At 64.2% G+C, this 13,968-nt stretch carries 18 protein-coding genes; 9 read left to right on the plus strand and 9 right to left on the minus strand.

All coding sequences use genetic code 11. From position 1 onward, the window contains the following. Nucleotides 1-222: 222 nt before the first annotated feature. The gene (locus ACDK93_RS14880; RefSeq protein WP_458069628.1) at nucleotides 223-663 is read left to right on the plus strand and encodes a hypothetical protein; all 441 of its coding nucleotides are present in this window, start codon (nucleotides 223-225) and stop codon (nucleotides 661-663) included. 3 nt (nucleotides 664-666) lie between these two features. Here the strand turns inward: ACDK93_RS14880 and ACDK93_RS14885 are convergent, their stop codons facing one another. Beyond that, a complete protein-coding gene (locus ACDK93_RS14885; protein ID WP_458069630.1) occupies nucleotides 667-2,139 on the minus strand; it encodes an NAD(P)(+) transhydrogenase (Re/Si-specific) subunit beta in 1,473 nt (490 codons plus the stop codon). Further along, nucleotides 2,139-2,456, minus strand: a complete 318-nt coding sequence (locus ACDK93_RS14890; protein WP_458069632.1) for an NAD(P) transhydrogenase subunit alpha — start codon at nucleotides 2,454-2,456, stop codon at nucleotides 2,139-2,141. The genes ACDK93_RS14885 and ACDK93_RS14890 overlap by 1 nt, the downstream gene beginning before the upstream one ends. A 138-nt stretch (nucleotides 2,457-2,594) precedes the next feature. Here ACDK93_RS14890 and ACDK93_RS14895 point away from each other — a divergent pair, with 138 nt between their 5' ends. From ACDK93_RS14895 to ACDK93_RS14905, 3 genes are read left to right on the plus strand one after another with little or no spacing between them, the layout of a single operon-like run. Continuing rightward, complete coding sequence (locus tag ACDK93_RS14895; protein WP_458069634.1) at nucleotides 2,595-3,182, plus strand: RNA polymerase sigma factor; 588 nt, start codon at nucleotides 2,595-2,597, stop codon at nucleotides 3,180-3,182. Next, nucleotides 3,179-3,622 carry a hypothetical protein gene (locus ACDK93_RS14900; protein ID WP_458069635.1) on the plus strand — a complete coding sequence of 148 codons (444 nt, stop codon included), beginning with the start codon at nucleotides 3,179-3,181 and terminating at the stop codon, nucleotides 3,620-3,622. The genes ACDK93_RS14895 and ACDK93_RS14900 overlap by 4 nt, the downstream gene beginning before the upstream one ends. Nucleotides 3,623-3,625: 3 nt before the next feature. After that, nucleotides 3,626-4,138, plus strand: coding sequence for a DUF3106 domain-containing protein (locus tag ACDK93_RS14905; protein WP_458069637.1), 513 nt, complete (start codon nucleotides 3,626-3,628; stop codon nucleotides 4,136-4,138). Between the two features lie 60 nt (nucleotides 4,139-4,198). On the opposite strand, the gene ACDK93_RS14910 is transcribed toward ACDK93_RS14905, so the two are convergent. After that, a complete protein-coding gene (locus ACDK93_RS14910; protein ID WP_458069639.1) occupies nucleotides 4,199-5,299 on the minus strand; it encodes an NAD(P) transhydrogenase subunit alpha in 1,101 nt (366 codons plus the stop codon). Between the two features lie 169 nt (nucleotides 5,300-5,468). Here ACDK93_RS14910 and cdd point away from each other — a divergent pair, with 169 nt between their 5' ends. Together cdd and ACDK93_RS14920 are read left to right on the plus strand one after the other, a co-directional pair. Continuing rightward, nucleotides 5,469-5,882 carry a cytidine deaminase gene (gene cdd, locus ACDK93_RS14915; protein ID WP_458069640.1) on the plus strand — a complete coding sequence of 138 codons (414 nt, stop codon included), beginning with the start codon at nucleotides 5,469-5,471 and terminating at the stop codon, nucleotides 5,880-5,882. Nucleotides 5,883-5,992: 110 nt separating this feature from the next. Then, nucleotides 5,993-6,649, plus strand: a complete 657-nt coding sequence (locus ACDK93_RS14920) for a MarC family protein (protein WP_458069642.1) — start codon at nucleotides 5,993-5,995, stop codon at nucleotides 6,647-6,649. A 69-nt stretch (nucleotides 6,650-6,718) separates the two neighbouring features. Here ACDK93_RS14920 and ACDK93_RS14925 read toward each other — a convergent pair whose 3' ends face one another. After that, nucleotides 6,719-7,210, minus strand: coding sequence for a DUF3465 domain-containing protein (locus ACDK93_RS14925; RefSeq protein ID WP_458069644.1), 492 nt, complete (start codon nucleotides 7,208-7,210; stop codon nucleotides 6,719-6,721). Between the two features lie 212 nt (nucleotides 7,211-7,422). Between ACDK93_RS14925 and ACDK93_RS14930 the strand changes: the two genes are divergently transcribed. From ACDK93_RS14930 to ACDK93_RS14940, 3 genes are read left to right on the plus strand one after another with little or no spacing between them, the layout of a single operon-like run. Beyond that, on the plus strand, nucleotides 7,423-7,992 hold the full coding sequence (locus ACDK93_RS14930; RefSeq protein WP_458069645.1) for a nitroreductase family protein: 570 nt from the start codon (nucleotides 7,423-7,425) through the stop codon (nucleotides 7,990-7,992). Continuing rightward, nucleotides 7,980-8,894 carry a 5'-3' exonuclease gene (locus ACDK93_RS14935; RefSeq protein WP_458069647.1) on the plus strand — a complete coding sequence of 305 codons (915 nt, stop codon included), beginning with the start codon at nucleotides 7,980-7,982 and terminating at the stop codon, nucleotides 8,892-8,894. Before ACDK93_RS14930 ends, ACDK93_RS14935 begins: the two co-directional genes overlap by 13 nt. A 27-nt stretch (nucleotides 8,895-8,921) precedes the next feature. Next, nucleotides 8,922-9,497, plus strand: a complete 576-nt coding sequence (locus ACDK93_RS14940) for an NUDIX hydrolase (protein ID WP_458069648.1) — start codon at nucleotides 8,922-8,924, stop codon at nucleotides 9,495-9,497. Nucleotides 9,498-9,569: 72 nt separating this feature from the next. Here ACDK93_RS14940 and ACDK93_RS14945 read toward each other — a convergent pair whose 3' ends face one another. The 5 genes from ACDK93_RS14945 to coaD all read right to left on the minus strand — a co-directional run bounded on the left by ACDK93_RS14945 (nucleotide 9,570) and on the right by coaD (nucleotide 13,896). After that, nucleotides 9,570-10,625: a TMEM43 family protein gene (locus tag ACDK93_RS14945; RefSeq protein ID WP_458069649.1), complete on the minus strand. Its 1,056-nt coding sequence runs from the start codon at nucleotides 10,623-10,625 to the stop codon at nucleotides 9,570-9,572. A gap of 54 nt (nucleotides 10,626-10,679) precedes the next feature. Beyond that, nucleotides 10,680-12,422 (minus strand): gamma-glutamyltransferase, encoded by a 1,743-nt coding sequence (gene ggt, locus ACDK93_RS14950; RefSeq protein ID WP_458069651.1) that lies wholly within the window; start codon nucleotides 12,420-12,422, stop codon nucleotides 10,680-10,682. Further along, nucleotides 12,419-12,679: a YfhL family 4Fe-4S dicluster ferredoxin gene (locus ACDK93_RS14955; RefSeq protein WP_458069652.1), complete on the minus strand. Its 261-nt coding sequence runs from the start codon at nucleotides 12,677-12,679 to the stop codon at nucleotides 12,419-12,421. Before ACDK93_RS14955 ends, ggt begins: the two co-directional genes overlap by 4 nt. 181 nt (nucleotides 12,680-12,860) lie before the next feature. After that, the gene (locus tag ACDK93_RS14960; RefSeq protein ID WP_458069653.1) at nucleotides 12,861-13,364 is read right to left on the minus strand and encodes a hypothetical protein; all 504 of its coding nucleotides are present in this window, start codon (nucleotides 13,362-13,364) and stop codon (nucleotides 12,861-12,863) included. After that, nucleotides 13,357-13,896 carry a pantetheine-phosphate adenylyltransferase gene (gene coaD / locus ACDK93_RS14965; RefSeq protein WP_179479727.1) on the minus strand — a complete coding sequence of 180 codons (540 nt, stop codon included), beginning with the start codon at nucleotides 13,894-13,896 and terminating at the stop codon, nucleotides 13,357-13,359. Before coaD ends, ACDK93_RS14960 begins: the two co-directional genes overlap by 8 nt. Nucleotides 13,897-13,968: the final 72 nt, after the last annotated feature.

The following is a 13,968-nucleotide window of genomic DNA, read 5'->3' on the forward strand; positions in this document are numbered from 1 at the left end:
CCGCGCCCAGTCGCCCATTATGCCGCCCGCGACGCGGGCTGGCGTGAGAAAGATCAGGTCGGAATTGCGGAACTCAAGAATTTGACCTGAGAAGAGCCCGTGGCCAGCCGCGTTATGATGGCGACTTTGCCCGATGGATGAATGCCTGATGGCGCACTGTATGACCCGACACAGCCCGATCCGTCAGCACCTGCCGAGCGTGCACACGCAGCGGATCGGCGCATGAGCGCGCGCTCGGTTTTCGGCATCGTCGTCGCGGTCTTTATCGCCGCCATGCTCGGACTGGCGGCGGGCGCGCTGTGGATGGTGGTCACGCTTTATCAGCGTCACCCGCTGCCGTGGCTGGTGCTGCCAATCGCGGTCATTCTGGCCTGGGCGATTCGCCATGGTGTGCACAAGCCGGGCAACGGGGCCGCCCTGCTCGCGGCGCTGGCGACGTTGCTGGCATCGATCTACGTCAGCATGCTGATTGCGGCGGCGCAGATCGCCGGCAGCATGGGTCTTGGCCTGCTGGAAACGCTGCAGACCGCCGGCGCAGGCATGCTGTGGCAGCTGGCGCGCATCGGCTTCTCGGTGTCGGAAGGCGTATGGACCGTGCTCGCGATACTGCTGGCGGCCTGGCTGGGTCGCCGCCCGGCACCGATCAAAAAGCTGCCGACATAGCCGTCAGGCGTCCATCGACTTCAGTTCGCTGACCAGTTCGCCAGCCGCCGCCTGCCCATCGCCGTAAAGCATGCGGGTGTTGTCGGCGTAGAACAGCGCATTCTCGATGCCGGCAAAACCGGTGCCCTTGCCGCGTTTGACCACGATCACATGCTTGGCGTTGCTGACGTCGAGAATCGGCATGCCGTAGATCGGCGAGGCCGGATCGGTCTTGGCCAGCGGATTGACCACGTCGTTGGCGCCAATCACCAGCGCCACGTCGGTGGCCGGAAACTCCGGGTTGATCTCGTCCATGTCGGCGATCAGATCGTACGGCACGCCGGCCTCGGCCAGCAGCACGTTCATGTGGCCCGGCATGCGGCCGGCGACAGGGTGGATGGCGAACTTCACCTTGACCCCGCGCTTGATCAGCAGCTGGGCGAACTCCCACACCTTGTGCTGCGCCTGCGCCACGGCCATGCCATAGCCCGGCACGATCACCACGCGCTCGGCGTAGGCCATCATCACGGCAGCATCGGCCGCGTCGACCGGCTTTTGCGCGCCGTCGATCGCCTGCGCTTCGCCGCCAGCGGCACCGAAGCTGCCGAAAAGCACGTTGCCGATCGAGCGGTTCATCGCCTTGGCCATCAGCTGGGTCAGCAGCGTGCCAGCCGCACCGACCACGGTGCCGGCGATGATCATTGTCTCGTTGCCCAGCACAAAGCCTTCAAACGCAACCGCCAACCCGGTAAACGCGTTGTACAGCGAGATCACCACCGGCATGTCGGCGCCGCCGATCGGCAGCGTCATCATCAGGCCGAACAGCAGAGCCAGCGCAAAAAATGCCGCAATCAGCGGATAGCTGGCATAACCGCTGGTCAGAAGCACGCCGATCACTACCGCCGCCGCGAGCAGCAGCAGATTCACCGCGCGCTGTGCCGGAAACACGAAGCGCTTGTCCAGCCAGCCCTGCAGTTTGGAAAACGCGATCAGCGATCCGGAAAAGCTCACCGCGCCGATCAGCGCACCGAGCACACCCAGCGCCAGCTCGATCGGCGACAGCGCCACCACGGCAACAACCGGATGCAGCGCATCGGTGGCCCAGGCCTCCGGCCGCAGCGGCGCCGTATCGGGAATACCCTGCACCAGCAGCAGATGGCGCACATAGCCGATCAGCTCGACCGCGCCGATCGCCGCCGCCGCACCGCCGCCCATGCCGTTGTAAAGCGCCACCATCTGCGGCATGGCCGTCATGGCCACCCGCTTGCCGCTCCACCAGGCCGCGCCTACGCCAATGACCACCGCCGCAATGATCAGCCCGCGATTGTGCATGTCCGGCAGGAAAAACGTGGCCAGCACCGCGACCAGCATGCCGTAGCCCGCCCACACGATGCCACCACGCGCCGTGCGCGGTGAGCTCATGCGCTTCAGGCCGAGAATGAAAAGTAGTGCCGCGAGGAAATAGCAGGCCTTGATCAACGTCGGCAGCCAGGTCATCACTTGGACTCCTTGGCGGCCGCTTTACCGGCATCGGGCTTGCTGGACTTGAACATTTCCAGCATCCGCTCCGTCACCACGTAACCGCCGGCGGCGTTGCCGGCGCCGAGCAGCACGCCGATGAAACCGATAGTCATTTCCAGCGGGGTTTCGGCGCGACCTAGCGCGATCATGGCGCCAACCAGCACAATACCGTGCACGAAATTGGACCCGGACATCAGCGGCGTGTGCAGGATCACCGGCACCCGCGCGATGATTTCATACCCGGTAAATGCCGCAAGCATGAAGATGTACAGCGCCAGGAAACCGTCGATCATGACCCCACCCCGCCAGGACTTAGTTGTTCGCACACTATACGGTTGCCAGTCAACCCGTGCGAGCGTGCTGCGTTGAATACGGGTGTCGAACCGATGGAGCCTGCGCATGCATCAACCGACGATGCGGATGCCGTGGCCATGAGCACGGTGGCCGGAACCCTTGAAACCGATATGCTGATGGACGGCGTGCAGGAGACCCCCGCCACGCTGGATGCGTTTCTGGCGCAGGTCGAACGTCGCGCCTTTCGCATGGCGGAACTCAATCTCCGCCACCGCGAGGATGCGATGGATGCGGTGCAGGACGCCATGCTGCGGCTGGTCAAGCACTACCGCGAGAAGCCAGCGGCCGAATGGCCGCCGCTGTTCTGGGGCATCCTGCGCCGGCGCATCGTCGATCTGCAGCGCCGCCGCAAGGTGCGCTCGATCGTGGTGGGCTGGCTGGGCGGCGGCAAGGATGACGAAGGCAGCGAGATGCCGGTATGGGAGCCGGCCGATCATAGCCCCGGCCCGCTCGACCGGCTGCACGATGCGCAGTCCTACGCCGACATGGCAGCGGCGGTGAAACAGCTGCCCCAGCGCCAGCGCGAGGCCTTCATGCTGCGCATGCTGGAAGGTCTGGACGTGGCCGAAACCGCCCGGGCCATGGGCTGTTCGGAAGGCAGCGTCAAAACACATCTGTCGCGTGCGATGCATCATCTGCGCGACCAACTGGAGGACTGGCGATGACTGCGCCTGGCAACAACACATCCGATCATCCCACCGCGGAGCCCGCCGATTTGCGCGATCAGCGAATCGCGCGCCGCGCGCGCACGCTTTACCGCGAAGCCGGCCAGCGCATCGATCCGGCTACCGCCGGGCGCCTGCGCGCTGCACGGCGGCAGGCGCTGACTGCAGCCTCGGCGCCGCAACGTCATACCGCACGCTGGCTGGTACCGACCGGCGCGTTTGCGGCGATTGCCTTCGCCATGCTGATGGTATGGCAGCCCTTGTCGCACGGTCCGACGGTCCCGACCAGCCAGACCAGCAGCACCGAGCAAAGCGCGGAAGTGGACAGCGATCTGCCGCCGGACGCGGAAAAGGCCGATCCGAGCCTTTACCAGAACCTCGACTTTTACGGCTGGCTGGCGGCAAACAATGCGGTGACCAGTCAGCCGGCGAACCGCTGAGCCATGCGTCAGGTTTTTTCATGGATCCTGCCGCTGCTCTTGGCCGTGCTCCTGGCCGGACCGGCGGTCGCTCCACTGCATGCGCAGGGTCTTCCGGTGTCCCCGCAAAACATGCCGCCGCCGCGTCCGTGGAGCAGCCTCACCCCTGCGCAGCGCGACGTACTGTCGCCGCTGCGCGAAAAATGGGACACCCTGCCGCCGCGTCGACAGCAGAACATGCTGCTGAAGTCAGAGCACTGGGTAACGCTACCGCCGGAAAAGCGTGATGAGGTGCGCCTGCGTATCGCGCACTGGCAGGCCATGACGCCGGAACAGCGCAGGGAAGCTCGCGCCAACCTGCAGCAGTTCCGGCAGCTGCCGCCGGAAGAGCGCGCCAGGCTGCACGCCACGTTCGAGCATTTCCAGGAGCTGCCGCCCGAGCAGCGCGAAAAACTGATGCAGCAGTTTCGACAGCTGCCACCGGCGCAGCGCATGCGATTCCAGGGACAGCCCCCTGCGAAACCCGGCGGGCGTTGAGCCACTCAACCCGCGGTTGAAGTCGCCACAGACGACCTTACCGCAGCGCCAACGCAGCGCTCAGCCGGTAAAGCGCGTTTCGCCGGCGTGGCTCAGGCAGCTCCTGGCCACCAGCTCATCGTTGAAATCCGGTTGCAGCGCACCGTCGCGCACCAGCAGCTCGACGAAATTGTAGACATTGCGTGCGTACATTTCCGACGCGTGCAACGGCGCGCCAGCGGAAAGATTGAGCGGCCCGAGGATCACCACGCCACCGTGCTCGACCCTTTCACCGGGTCGGGTCAGCTCGCAGTTGCCGCCACTTTCGGCGGCCAGATCCACGATCAACGCGCCGGGCTTCATGCCGTCGACCATCGCTGCGGTGAGGATCTTCGGCGCCGATCGACCCGGCACGGCCGCAGTGGTGACAATCACGTCGATCGTCTTCAGATGCTCGCCCAGCGCCTGCTGCTGCGCTGCGCGCTCCTCGGCGGAAAGCTCGCGCGCATAGCCGCCGCTGCCGGCGGCGCTGACGCCGAGGTCCAGAAATTTGGCGCCCAGCGACTCGACCTGCTCGCGCGTTTCCGGCCGCACGTCGTAGCCTTCGGTCTGCGCACCGAGCCGGCGCGCGGTAGCGATTGCCTGCAGTCCGGCCACGCCGGCGCCGATCACCAGCACTTTGGACGGCCGGATGGTGCCGGCGGCAGTCGTCAGCATGGGAAAGAATTTCGGCGACGACTCGGCCGCGATGAGCATCGCGCGATAGCCCGCCACGGCCGCCTGCGAACTGAGCACGTCCATCGCCTGTGCTCGCGTGGTCCGAGGCAGCAGCTCCAGCGAAAAGGCGGTGAGCTTGCGCGCGGCCAGCGTGGCGACACGCTCGGGTGCGCCATACGGCCGCAGCTGGCCCACGACCACCGCGCCTTCGCGCAGCTGCGAAAGCACGGCATCCTCAGGCGGCAGCACACAGGCGAGCAGATCTGTCTGAGCCAGCACACCAGCCGCATCGGCAAATTCGATATCGGCATAAAGGCTGTCCGGAAACCCCGCCGCGCGTCCGGCGTCGTGCTCGAGCAGAATCCGCAGGCCCTTGCCGCGCAGTTTTTTCGCCATCTCCGGCGTGATGGCCACGCGGCGTTCTCCGGCGGCGGTTTCACGCAAGGCGGCAACGGTAATCGGCATGAGACGGTTCCCTTCAGAAGGTCCAGCTATCTTAGCGGCACTCGGCAGCACGCGTTCTGCCGGGTTTGCGCCGTGCAGCCGGCAGAGTAAGCTGGCCCACCGAAAGCGGTCGCCCACGCCATCAGCGCGGCGCGACGGTATCGATATTTCGGGGTCACCGGAGACTTCGATGCCCGTACCGAACGTATTTGATCCACTCCTGGCCGCCGCACGTCGCGCGCGAGAGCTGGCCTACGCGCCCTACTCCCGCTTTCAGGTGGGCGCCGCCCTGTTGACCAAGGACGGACGGCAGTTCCATGGCTGCAACGTGGAGAACGCAGCCTATGGCTTGTGCAACTGCGCCGAGCGCACGACGCTGTTCGGCGCCATCGCCGCCGGCTGCAGGCCCGGGGATTTTGCCGCCATTGCTGTCATCGCCGACTGTTCCGGTCCGGTCAGCCCCTGCGGTGCCTGCCGTCAGGTCATGGCCGAACTCTGCGATGAGGACATGCCGGTACTGCTGACCAATCTGCACGGTGACTTGCAGCAGACGACGGTTGCCTCGCTGCTGCCCGGCTCGTTCAAGTTTCCCGCGTCGATCTGATCATCGATGTCATATGTTGTGTTCGCGACGGGTCGCGGGCACCAGCCGCGCCTGCGAAAGTCCGGCTCTGCGCGCAGCCAACCAAGCCGCCTTTTTGAGAAAGCCAGACCATGTTCGACTACGCCCTGCACTTCATTCCGCTGGCTTTCGCCGCGCTGCTGCCGATCATCAATCCGGTGGGATCGGCGCTGATCTTTCTTGGCATTGTCGGGCCCGAGCCGCCGGCGGTGTATCGCCAGCTGGCGCTGCGCATCGCCGTCAACATGCTGATCTTCATTGCGGTGATCGAGCTGATCGGCGCCTGGATTCTGAAGTTTTTCGGCATCTCTTTGCCGATTCTGCAGGTGGGCGGAGGCATCACGCTGGCGGCGATGGGATGGCGCATGCTCAATGTGCCGGATGTCACGCCTGCTGCTGCCGCCATCGAAAGCGACAGCCATGCGGCGATCGACAAGGTTTTCTATCCACTGACCTTCCCGCTGACCGTCGGCCCCGGCACCATCGTGGTAGTGCTGACGCTGAGCGCCAATGCGTCGGGCCATGGCTGGTCGGATATCTTGCTGGCCCACGTTTCGATTTTCGTGGCCTCGGCGCTGCTGGCCCTGCTGGTGTTTCTCAGCTACGGCTACGCGCCCGCGCTGGCGCGCAAGATTCCCGAGCACGCGTTCAACGGCGTGCAACGACTGATCTCGTTCATCCTGCTGTGCATCGGCGTGCAGATCGCGTGGGGCGGACTGGATACACTGCTGCGGTCGCTGCCGCATTGACGGCGCGGGACCGTCCAAAAACGAAACGGCGCGGCAGGCGCCGTTTCGTTTCACTGCAAAGCCCGGCGTTTACTGGTATTTGGTGCCATTGACCACGACATAGCCGGCGTGGGGCCACGAGCTGCTGGTTCCATGGTGGGTCCAGTCGATGCCCTGGCTGTCGTCGTTGTCGTAGTAATAACGACCCTGCACGTATGTCGTATCGCCCACGGCGACCCACGGCCACTTCGGCGCGTTCATCTGGTCCAGATCGGAGACGATTTCGATGGTGACGCCTGACGCGACCTGCACGTAGAAGTAGCCGTGGTTGCCGCTCCTGGTTTTCTTGGCAGGCAGCACGGCGGTGACCATACCGCAGACATCTTCGGGCTGGTCAGCCGTGATCTGGCCGTTTTCAAAGGCCTGCTGATCCTGCAGAAACTGGGTGTTGTTGCACGGAAACGTCTTGCTCGTTTTCGCCGGTGAAAATACGCCGGTGCTGTAACTATCCTGGGCATGCGCTGCCGTACCGATCATCAGCGTCGCGCCGAGCAGCGCGTATGACATGTAACGAAGCTTCATGACTACCTTCCTTTGTATGTGTTGTCCCCCCGCGCCGGCCACGATAGAAGAACTCCTTTGCGGTTTCTTTAAGAAAAAAAGACATGCGGCGACAGCGCAGCGCAGCAAGAGGCAGGCGCAAACGTCGTTGCAGCGGCACGCGGCAAAGTCGCCACGATAACGTTGGGCCGGTTAGCATGGGCTTCCCTGCTTCTGCGCCATCGAGCCTCCGCATGCCCGAACCACTCTCGCTGCTGATGCAGCGCCATTCCACGCCATCGCGCCAGCTTGGCGAGCCGGCGCCGGACAAAGATCAACTCAAAGCCCTGCTGAAGGCCGCCATCCGCGTGCCCGATCACGGCAAGCTGGCGCCGTTTCGCCTGATCAAGCTGAAGGGCAAGTCAAAACTGCGCTTTGGCGAATTGGTCGCCGATATCGCCGCGCGCAACGATCCGGACATGTCCGAAGCCAAGCTCGACAAGGAACGCCATCGCTACACCTTTGCGCCGCTAGTGATGGTGCTGGTGGCGTGCATCGACAGGCACAGCAAGGTGCCGGCGATCGAACAGCAGCTGACGGCCGGCTGCGTCGCGCAGAACATTCTGCTGGGTGCTTTCGAGCTCGGCATTGGCGCGCAGTGGCTGACCGGCTGGGCCGCTTACGATGCCAACGTGGCGAGGCTGTTGAAGCTGAAGGACAACGAGCAGGTGATTGCCTTTATCCATATGGGTACGCCACAGATCGAGGTACCAGACCGCGATCGACCGGCGCTGAAAAGTCTGCTCAGCACATGGAAGCCGTGAACGCGGCAGCCCACGCGACACCAGCGGCGCATCTGGTCGATGGAAGCCTGTATGTGTTCCGTGCCTGGCATTCCATGCCGAACGAGTTTTTTGATGTCGATGGCCATCCGGTCAACGCCGTGCATGGTTATGCGCGCTTTCTTTGCGAACTGCTCGAACGCGCGCAACCCGAATACATTGCCGTCGCCTTCGATGCCTCGCTGACCAGTTCCTTTCGTAACGCGATCTACCCCGCCTACAAGGCCAATCGCGAACTGCCGCCGCGGGATCTGGAGCGCCAGTTCGTGATGTGTCGCGCCATTACCGAGGCGCTCGGCATTCACCTGATGATCGACCACAGCTTCGAGGCCGACGACCTGATCGGCAGCACGGTGTGGAATTTACGCGCGCTGGGCTGGCGCAGCGTGATCGTCTCGGCCGACAAGGATTTCGGCCAGCTGCTGGGCGAGCACGACGAGCAGTGGGACTATGCGCGCGGTCTGCGCTGGGGGCCGACCGGCGTGCACGAGCGGCTCGGCGTGCATCCGCATCAGGTAGCCGATTATCTTGCCTTGTGCGGCGACGCGGTGGACAACATTCCCGGCGTGCCCGGCGTGGGCGCAAAAACCGCCGCCGCGCTGCTGGCGCATTTCGGCAGTCTCGACGTTCTGCTCGAACGCGTCGATGAAGTCGGCTTCCTGCGCTTTCGCGGCGCCGCCGCCTGCGCGCTGAAGCTGCGCGAACACGGCGAAAAGGCGCGCCTGTATCGTCGACTCACGCGCATTGCGCTCGACGCGCCGGGTGCCAGTACCGCCGAAACCCTGCGGCGCAAGCCCGACCCGCAGAACCGCCTCGACTCTCTCTGCGATCAGCTCGGCTTCGGCGCCTTCACGCGTAGCCGACTGCGATCACTGCTTCGCTGAATTTCTCTGAACTCTACTGAAAAGCCCATGACCACCAGCACGAAACATCTGCCACCCGACGCTGACGCGCCGACCGAAACCCTCTACGAAGGCCGCTGGCTGAGCCTGCGCAAACGCGGCCGCTGGGAGTACGCCGAACGCACCAATCCTGCGGGTGCGGTGATCATCATTGCGGTCACGCCAGACGACAAACTGCTGTTTGTCGAGCAGTACCGCGTGCCGATTCAGCAGCGCACCATCGAGATGCCGGCAGGCCTCGTCGGCGATATCGCCGGCCAGGCCGACGAAGGCGCCCTGCTCGCCGCCCAGCGCGAACTGGAAGAAGAAACCGGCTATCGCTGCCGGCGCGTGGCGTTCATCCATCGTGGCCCGTCGTCATCGGGCATGAGCACCGAGATGATCGCCTTTGTGCGCGCCTACGAACTGGAAAAGGTTGGTGCCGGCGGCGGGGACGCCTCGGAAAACATCATCGTGCACGAGGTACCGCGCAACGAAGCGGGCGCTTGGCTGTTTGCGCGGGCCGATGAAGGCTATTCAATCGACCCGAAGCTGTTTGCGGGGTTGTGGTTTGTCGAACACGAAGGTCAGTTCAGCAGGCCGTGAATAGCCGTCCAGACGATGGGCGGCTGACAAGGTCCACGGCTCGCCAAAAAGGCAAGCCGCTGCGGACGGCGCTCAAAGCCGATCGGTCGACCGCCGCTTGTGCCAGCGCAGCCGCCAGACGGCCAGCGCGGTACCAAGCAGGGTCACCAGCAACCAGACCGCCATGGTCGACGTGTCATGACCGAGCCACAGCACGGTCGACACGGCGCCGACCACCAGTGTGCCGAGGCCGAGCGCCAGCAGCGGGTCGCGGCGACGGTTGCGCGCCACCAGCATCACGAACGCACCCAACGCAGCAAGAAGCACCGAGGCGATGCGGCGCATCATTAGGTGTTCCGGCGGTAACGGCATGTCGGGCAACAGGTTGATCAGCGACACATCGCCTATCTCGATGTCGAAGCCCTTGCCGTCGGGAGCATCCGCGGCGGGAACCAGTTTGTCGCCATCGATGCGCGCGAAAACCGTCATCGGCTGCAGCGGAATCTCTTCCCAACTCACGCGCAGGTCGCCGAGTCGCGGACTATCCGGCTGCGAACTGGTGGTCAGGTAGTTCTGGTTGGGTCCGAAGCTTGCGGCGAGATTTGCCGGCAGCGACTTCACGTCCGGCTGCACCGCGGCGGTGCCCGGCAGCGCGCGTATCAGTTCAGGCGAGAGCCTGAAGCCGCCGATCTGTACGAGCCCGGCCTCGAACTTCTTTTTCGTGATGGGGAAACTTGCCGGGTTGGTATGACCGGCAGGCTGAGCGAAGGTGCTGGCATCGATGAGATGATCCACCCACGCGAGTTCGTAACTCACGTCGCCACCAAAATGCAGCTCGTGCCACTGGAACATTTCCACATGACGCACCAGCAGCGGAGTAGCCGTCTTCAGGCCGAACTCCGGATCGCTCGGCGGCTCGAGCACGCTGGGCGTGCCGACAACTCTCGCCATGCGACCGTACTGGCCTGGCTGCAGACTGGCGTCGCCGCCCAGATCGATCGTTTCGCCGCCGTGTCGTTCAGCCGCCACGCGGTAATTCATCAGGCTGTGCGCGGTGAGCGCCGCCAGGCCCACACCGGCAAGTATCAGCAGCACGCCGATGACATGCAGCACGACGCAACGTATGGATGCGCCGCTGAGTCCACTCATCGGATCGGGCCTGTCACGCAGGGCACGGCGGCTGCAGCGTTTGTCACCACGTCACTACTGCACCTTGCCCAGGCCCGACGGATGACGCGGGTCGCTGGCGGCGTCGAGCTTATTCGCCTTGCGATCCCAGGTAACCACGTTCATGTAGCCCCACGATTCGCGCTGCTTCAGCGCATAGCCCATCGCCGTGAGCGCAGCGGTGGTCGACGGATCGAAGGTGCCCGCTTCGACCATCACTTCGTCGGGCAGGTACTGATGGTGATAGCGCTTGTCGGCGACGATCTGCCTGGCGGTTTCGCCGTCGATGAAATGCAGGATGCCTTCGAGCACCTGGGTGATGATGGTGGAGCCGCCCGGCGAGCCGATCACCGCCGTGCGATCGGCACCAATCACGATGCTCGGCGACATCGACGACAGCGGGCGCTTGCCGCCCTTCGGCGCATTGGCCACGCTGCCCAGCAGGCCGTAAACGTTGGGCTTGTTCGGCACCAGCGCAAAATCGTCCATTTCGTCGTTCAGCAGCACACCCGTACCTGCGGCAACGAATGTCGAACCCAGCACGTAGTTCACCGTCGAGGTGATGCCGACCATATTGCCGTCGGCGTCGATGATCGAAAAATGCGTGGTGTGCATGCCGGGCTGACTCGCTTCGGCTACCGGCAGCATGGACGACGGCGTGGCCTTGTCCGGCAGGATGCTCTGACGCAGTCCGTCGGCATAAAACGGCGACAGCAGCATCTGCAGCGGCATGCTGACGAAATCCGGATCGCCCAGATAGTCGTTGTGGTCGCGGAAGGCGCGGCGCATTGCCTCGACGATGTAATGCACATGGTGCGCCTGATCGAGCTTGGCCAGATCCACGCCGGAAAGAATGTTCAAGATCTCCGCAATCGCCACGCCACCGGACGACGGCGGCGGCGCGGTAATGATGCGATAGCCGCGGTAGGTCACCGTGATCGGCGTGCGCTCCTTGGCCTGATAGCTGGCCAGATCGGCGAGCGTCCAGTTGCCGCCGGCCGCTTTCACAGCGGCGATCAGCTTGGCCGCGGTTTCGCCGTGATAGAAACCGTCATTGCCTTTGGCCGCAATCAGTTCGAGCGTACGCGCCTGATCGGGATCACGCCACAGCGCGCCCTGTGCCGGCGGCGCACCGTTGGGCAGGTATTTGGCGGCCGAGGCGGGCCAGCGCTGCAGATCTTTTTGCTGCTCGTCGATGGCGCCCAGCAGGCGCGGATCGGGCTGAAACCCGTCTCGCGCAATGCGGATCGCCGGCGCCAGCGACTGCTGCAGTGACAGCCTGCCGTAGCGCTTGGCGATCAGTACCAGGCCCGCCGGTTCGCCCGGAATACCGGCCGAAAGCGGGCCCTTCAACGCGGTATCGCGATTGGGGCTGCCGTCGGGGTTGAGGTAATCCTTGCTGTTGACCGCCGCCGGCGCGGTTTCGCGGGCGTCGATAAAGGTGTCCTTGTTGTCCTTCGCCCGATGCAGTACCGCCATGAAACCGCCGCCGATGCCGGAGCTCTCCGGCTCGACCACCGACAGCGCAGCCGCTACGGCGATCGCCGCGTCAAACGCATTGCCGCCCTTGGCCAACACTTCGAGGCCGGCATTGGTGGCGAGAAAATTGGCGCTAGCTATCGCTGCGTGCCCGGGCCGCTGGCTGGTGCCGGACTGGACAGACGTTGTCGTGGACTCCCTTACAGGGACATCAGCAGCACAGGCAACGCCTGCCACCATAACCACTCCGGCAAAAAACAGACCGCACGACAATGCGCGCCAGCGCAGCGATACCTTCATGCAGCGGACTCCTTGGCCATCAGATGCTGATATTTGAGATCGAGCTGCTCGTGCGACTCGATGTTTTCGGGATCGGTGATGATGCATTCGACCGGACACACCACCACGCACTGCGGCTCGTCGTGATGGCCCACACACTCGGTGCACAGATCCGGATCGATGACATAGAACTCCTCACCCAGCGAAATCGCCTTGTTCGGACAGGCCGGTTCGCAGACGTCGCAGTTGACGCAGGTATCGAGGATTTTGAGAGACATGCATCGAATAATACATGTTGGGCGAGTGATCCCCGCGGCCAGGGCCGGGAAATCGCGCCGCATTTCAGCCGCGCACGGGCACCGCATAAGCCGAAAGCCTTGCGGGTTTGCCCGGCAGGCCAGGGCAAACCCGCAAATCGCGGCCGCGCGAAGGCGGCCACGGGACGTGCCGCAGGAAAAGTTACATCGCCACGAAGTGGAACGTGGCACCGCTGGGCTTGATCGCATCGGTCACGCGCTGCTCGTCGGCCTTGTCGCCGATGAAGAGCACGATCACGTCCTTGAACGAACCGGGCTTGACGTCCTGGAACGCGGCAATCAGCAGATCGGCGGTCTTGGCCGAGTTGGCGCCGGCGAAGGCCATCAGGTTGCCCGGCAGCACGCCGCGCGCGACCGTGTCTTTCACGTTGGAGAGCTGCCGGTCGTTATTGGCCTTGGCTTCGTCCGTGTCGGCCGCATCCACCAGATAGGCAAACGGCTGGCTGGCGGTCATCCCCTGCAGGTTTTTCTGCACCAGATCGCCCAGGTAGGCGTTCCAGCCCTTGGTGTCGTTCGGGTTGGTCGGCTTGGGCACCGCCTGCTCGGTTGGCTGGGCGGCCTGCTGATCGTCCTGCGACTTGTTGCAGGCGCTCAGGGAGAGAGTAGCGGCCAGCGCGAGGGCAGCGATGAGAGCGAACTTACGCATAGTGATCACCTTCTGTTTCGGGTTGCTTGTGGGAGCCGGCTCGGCTCTTTTGCCAGCGCTGCCGCATGGCCTGTTGTACCGCCGGATGGACGAAACCGGAGATGTCGCCACCGAGGCGGCCGATCTCGCGCACCAGCGACGAGGAAATAAAGCTGTATTGCTCCGCCGGCGTCAGAAACAGCGTTTCCGCCTGCGGGATAAGATGGCGGTTCATGCTTGCCAGCTGAAATTCGTATTCGAAATCCGACACGGCGCGCAGGCCGCGGATGATCACACCCGCGCCAACTTCCTCGATGAACGTGGCGAGCAGGCAGTCGAAGCCGCGCACCTCCACGTTCGGCAGATCGCCCAGCGCCAGTCGTGCCAGGGTGATGCGCTCGTCGATGCTGAAGGCCGGCCCCTTGCTGGAACTGTCCGCCACCGCCACCAGCACGCGATCAAACAGCGGCGCGGCGCGCGCCACCAGATCGGCGTGGCCGTTCGTGATCGGGTCGAACGTGCCGGGATAAACGGCAAAACGCGGGTTTCCCAAAGGTTTGTTCACGAGTCGGAGTTCTTGAATACGGGGGTTGGGGTGAAAAGCCCGCGTAGCTTAGCCCAAGCC

It is taken from the genome of Rhodanobacter sp. BL-MT-08 (genome assembly GCF_054161255.1).

Bases quoted from the DNA above. Each gene is read 5' to 3' on its own strand.
- ACDK93_RS14895 (WP_458069634.1), top strand. From the start codon at position 2,595: ATGAGCACGGTGGCCGGAACCCTTGAAACCGATATGCTGATGGACGGC.
- ACDK93_RS14885 (WP_458069630.1), bottom strand. From the start codon at position 2,139: ATGACCTGGCTGCCGACGTTGATCAAGGCCTGCTATTTCCTCGCGGCA.
- ACDK93_RS14925 (WP_458069644.1), bottom strand. From the start codon at position 7,210: ATGAAGCTTCGTTACATGTCATACGCGCTGCTCGGCGCGACGCTGATG.
- ACDK93_RS14900 (WP_458069635.1), top strand. From the start codon at position 3,179: ATGACTGCGCCTGGCAACAACACATCCGATCATCCCACCGCGGAGCCC.
- ACDK93_RS14880 (WP_458069628.1), top strand. From the start codon at position 223: ATGAGCGCGCGCTCGGTTTTCGGCATCGTCGTCGCGGTCTTTATCGCC.
- ACDK93_RS14960 (WP_458069653.1), bottom strand. From the start codon at position 13,364: ATGCGTAAGTTCGCTCTCATCGCTGCCCTCGCGCTGGCCGCTACTCTC.
- ggt (WP_458069651.1), bottom strand. From the start codon at position 12,422: ATGAAGGTATCGCTGCGCTGGCGCGCATTGTCGTGCGGTCTGTTTTTT.
- cdd (WP_458069640.1), top strand. From the start codon at position 5,469: ATGCCCGTACCGAACGTATTTGATCCACTCCTGGCCGCCGCACGTCGC.
- ACDK93_RS14920 (WP_458069642.1), top strand. From the start codon at position 5,993: ATGTTCGACTACGCCCTGCACTTCATTCCGCTGGCTTTCGCCGCGCTG.
- ACDK93_RS14935 (WP_458069647.1), top strand. From the start codon at position 7,980: ATGGAAGCCGTGAACGCGGCAGCCCACGCGACACCAGCGGCGCATCTG.
- ACDK93_RS14930 (WP_458069645.1), top strand. From the start codon at position 7,423: ATGCCCGAACCACTCTCGCTGCTGATGCAGCGCCATTCCACGCCATCG.
- ACDK93_RS14945 (WP_458069649.1), bottom strand. From the start codon at position 10,625: ATGAGTGGACTCAGCGGCGCATCCATACGTTGCGTCGTGCTGCATGTC.
- ACDK93_RS14905 (WP_458069637.1), top strand. From the start codon at position 3,626: ATGCGTCAGGTTTTTTCATGGATCCTGCCGCTGCTCTTGGCCGTGCTC.
- ACDK93_RS14940 (WP_458069648.1), top strand. From the start codon at position 8,922: ATGACCACCAGCACGAAACATCTGCCACCCGACGCTGACGCGCCGACC.
- ACDK93_RS14910 (WP_458069639.1), bottom strand. From the start codon at position 5,299: ATGCCGATTACCGTTGCCGCCTTGCGTGAAACCGCCGCCGGAGAACGC.
- ACDK93_RS14955 (WP_458069652.1), bottom strand. From the start codon at position 12,679: ATGTCTCTCAAAATCCTCGATACCTGCGTCAACTGCGACGTCTGCGAA.
- ACDK93_RS14890 (WP_458069632.1), bottom strand. From the start codon at position 2,456: ATGATCGACGGTTTCCTGGCGCTGTACATCTTCATGCTTGCGGCATTT.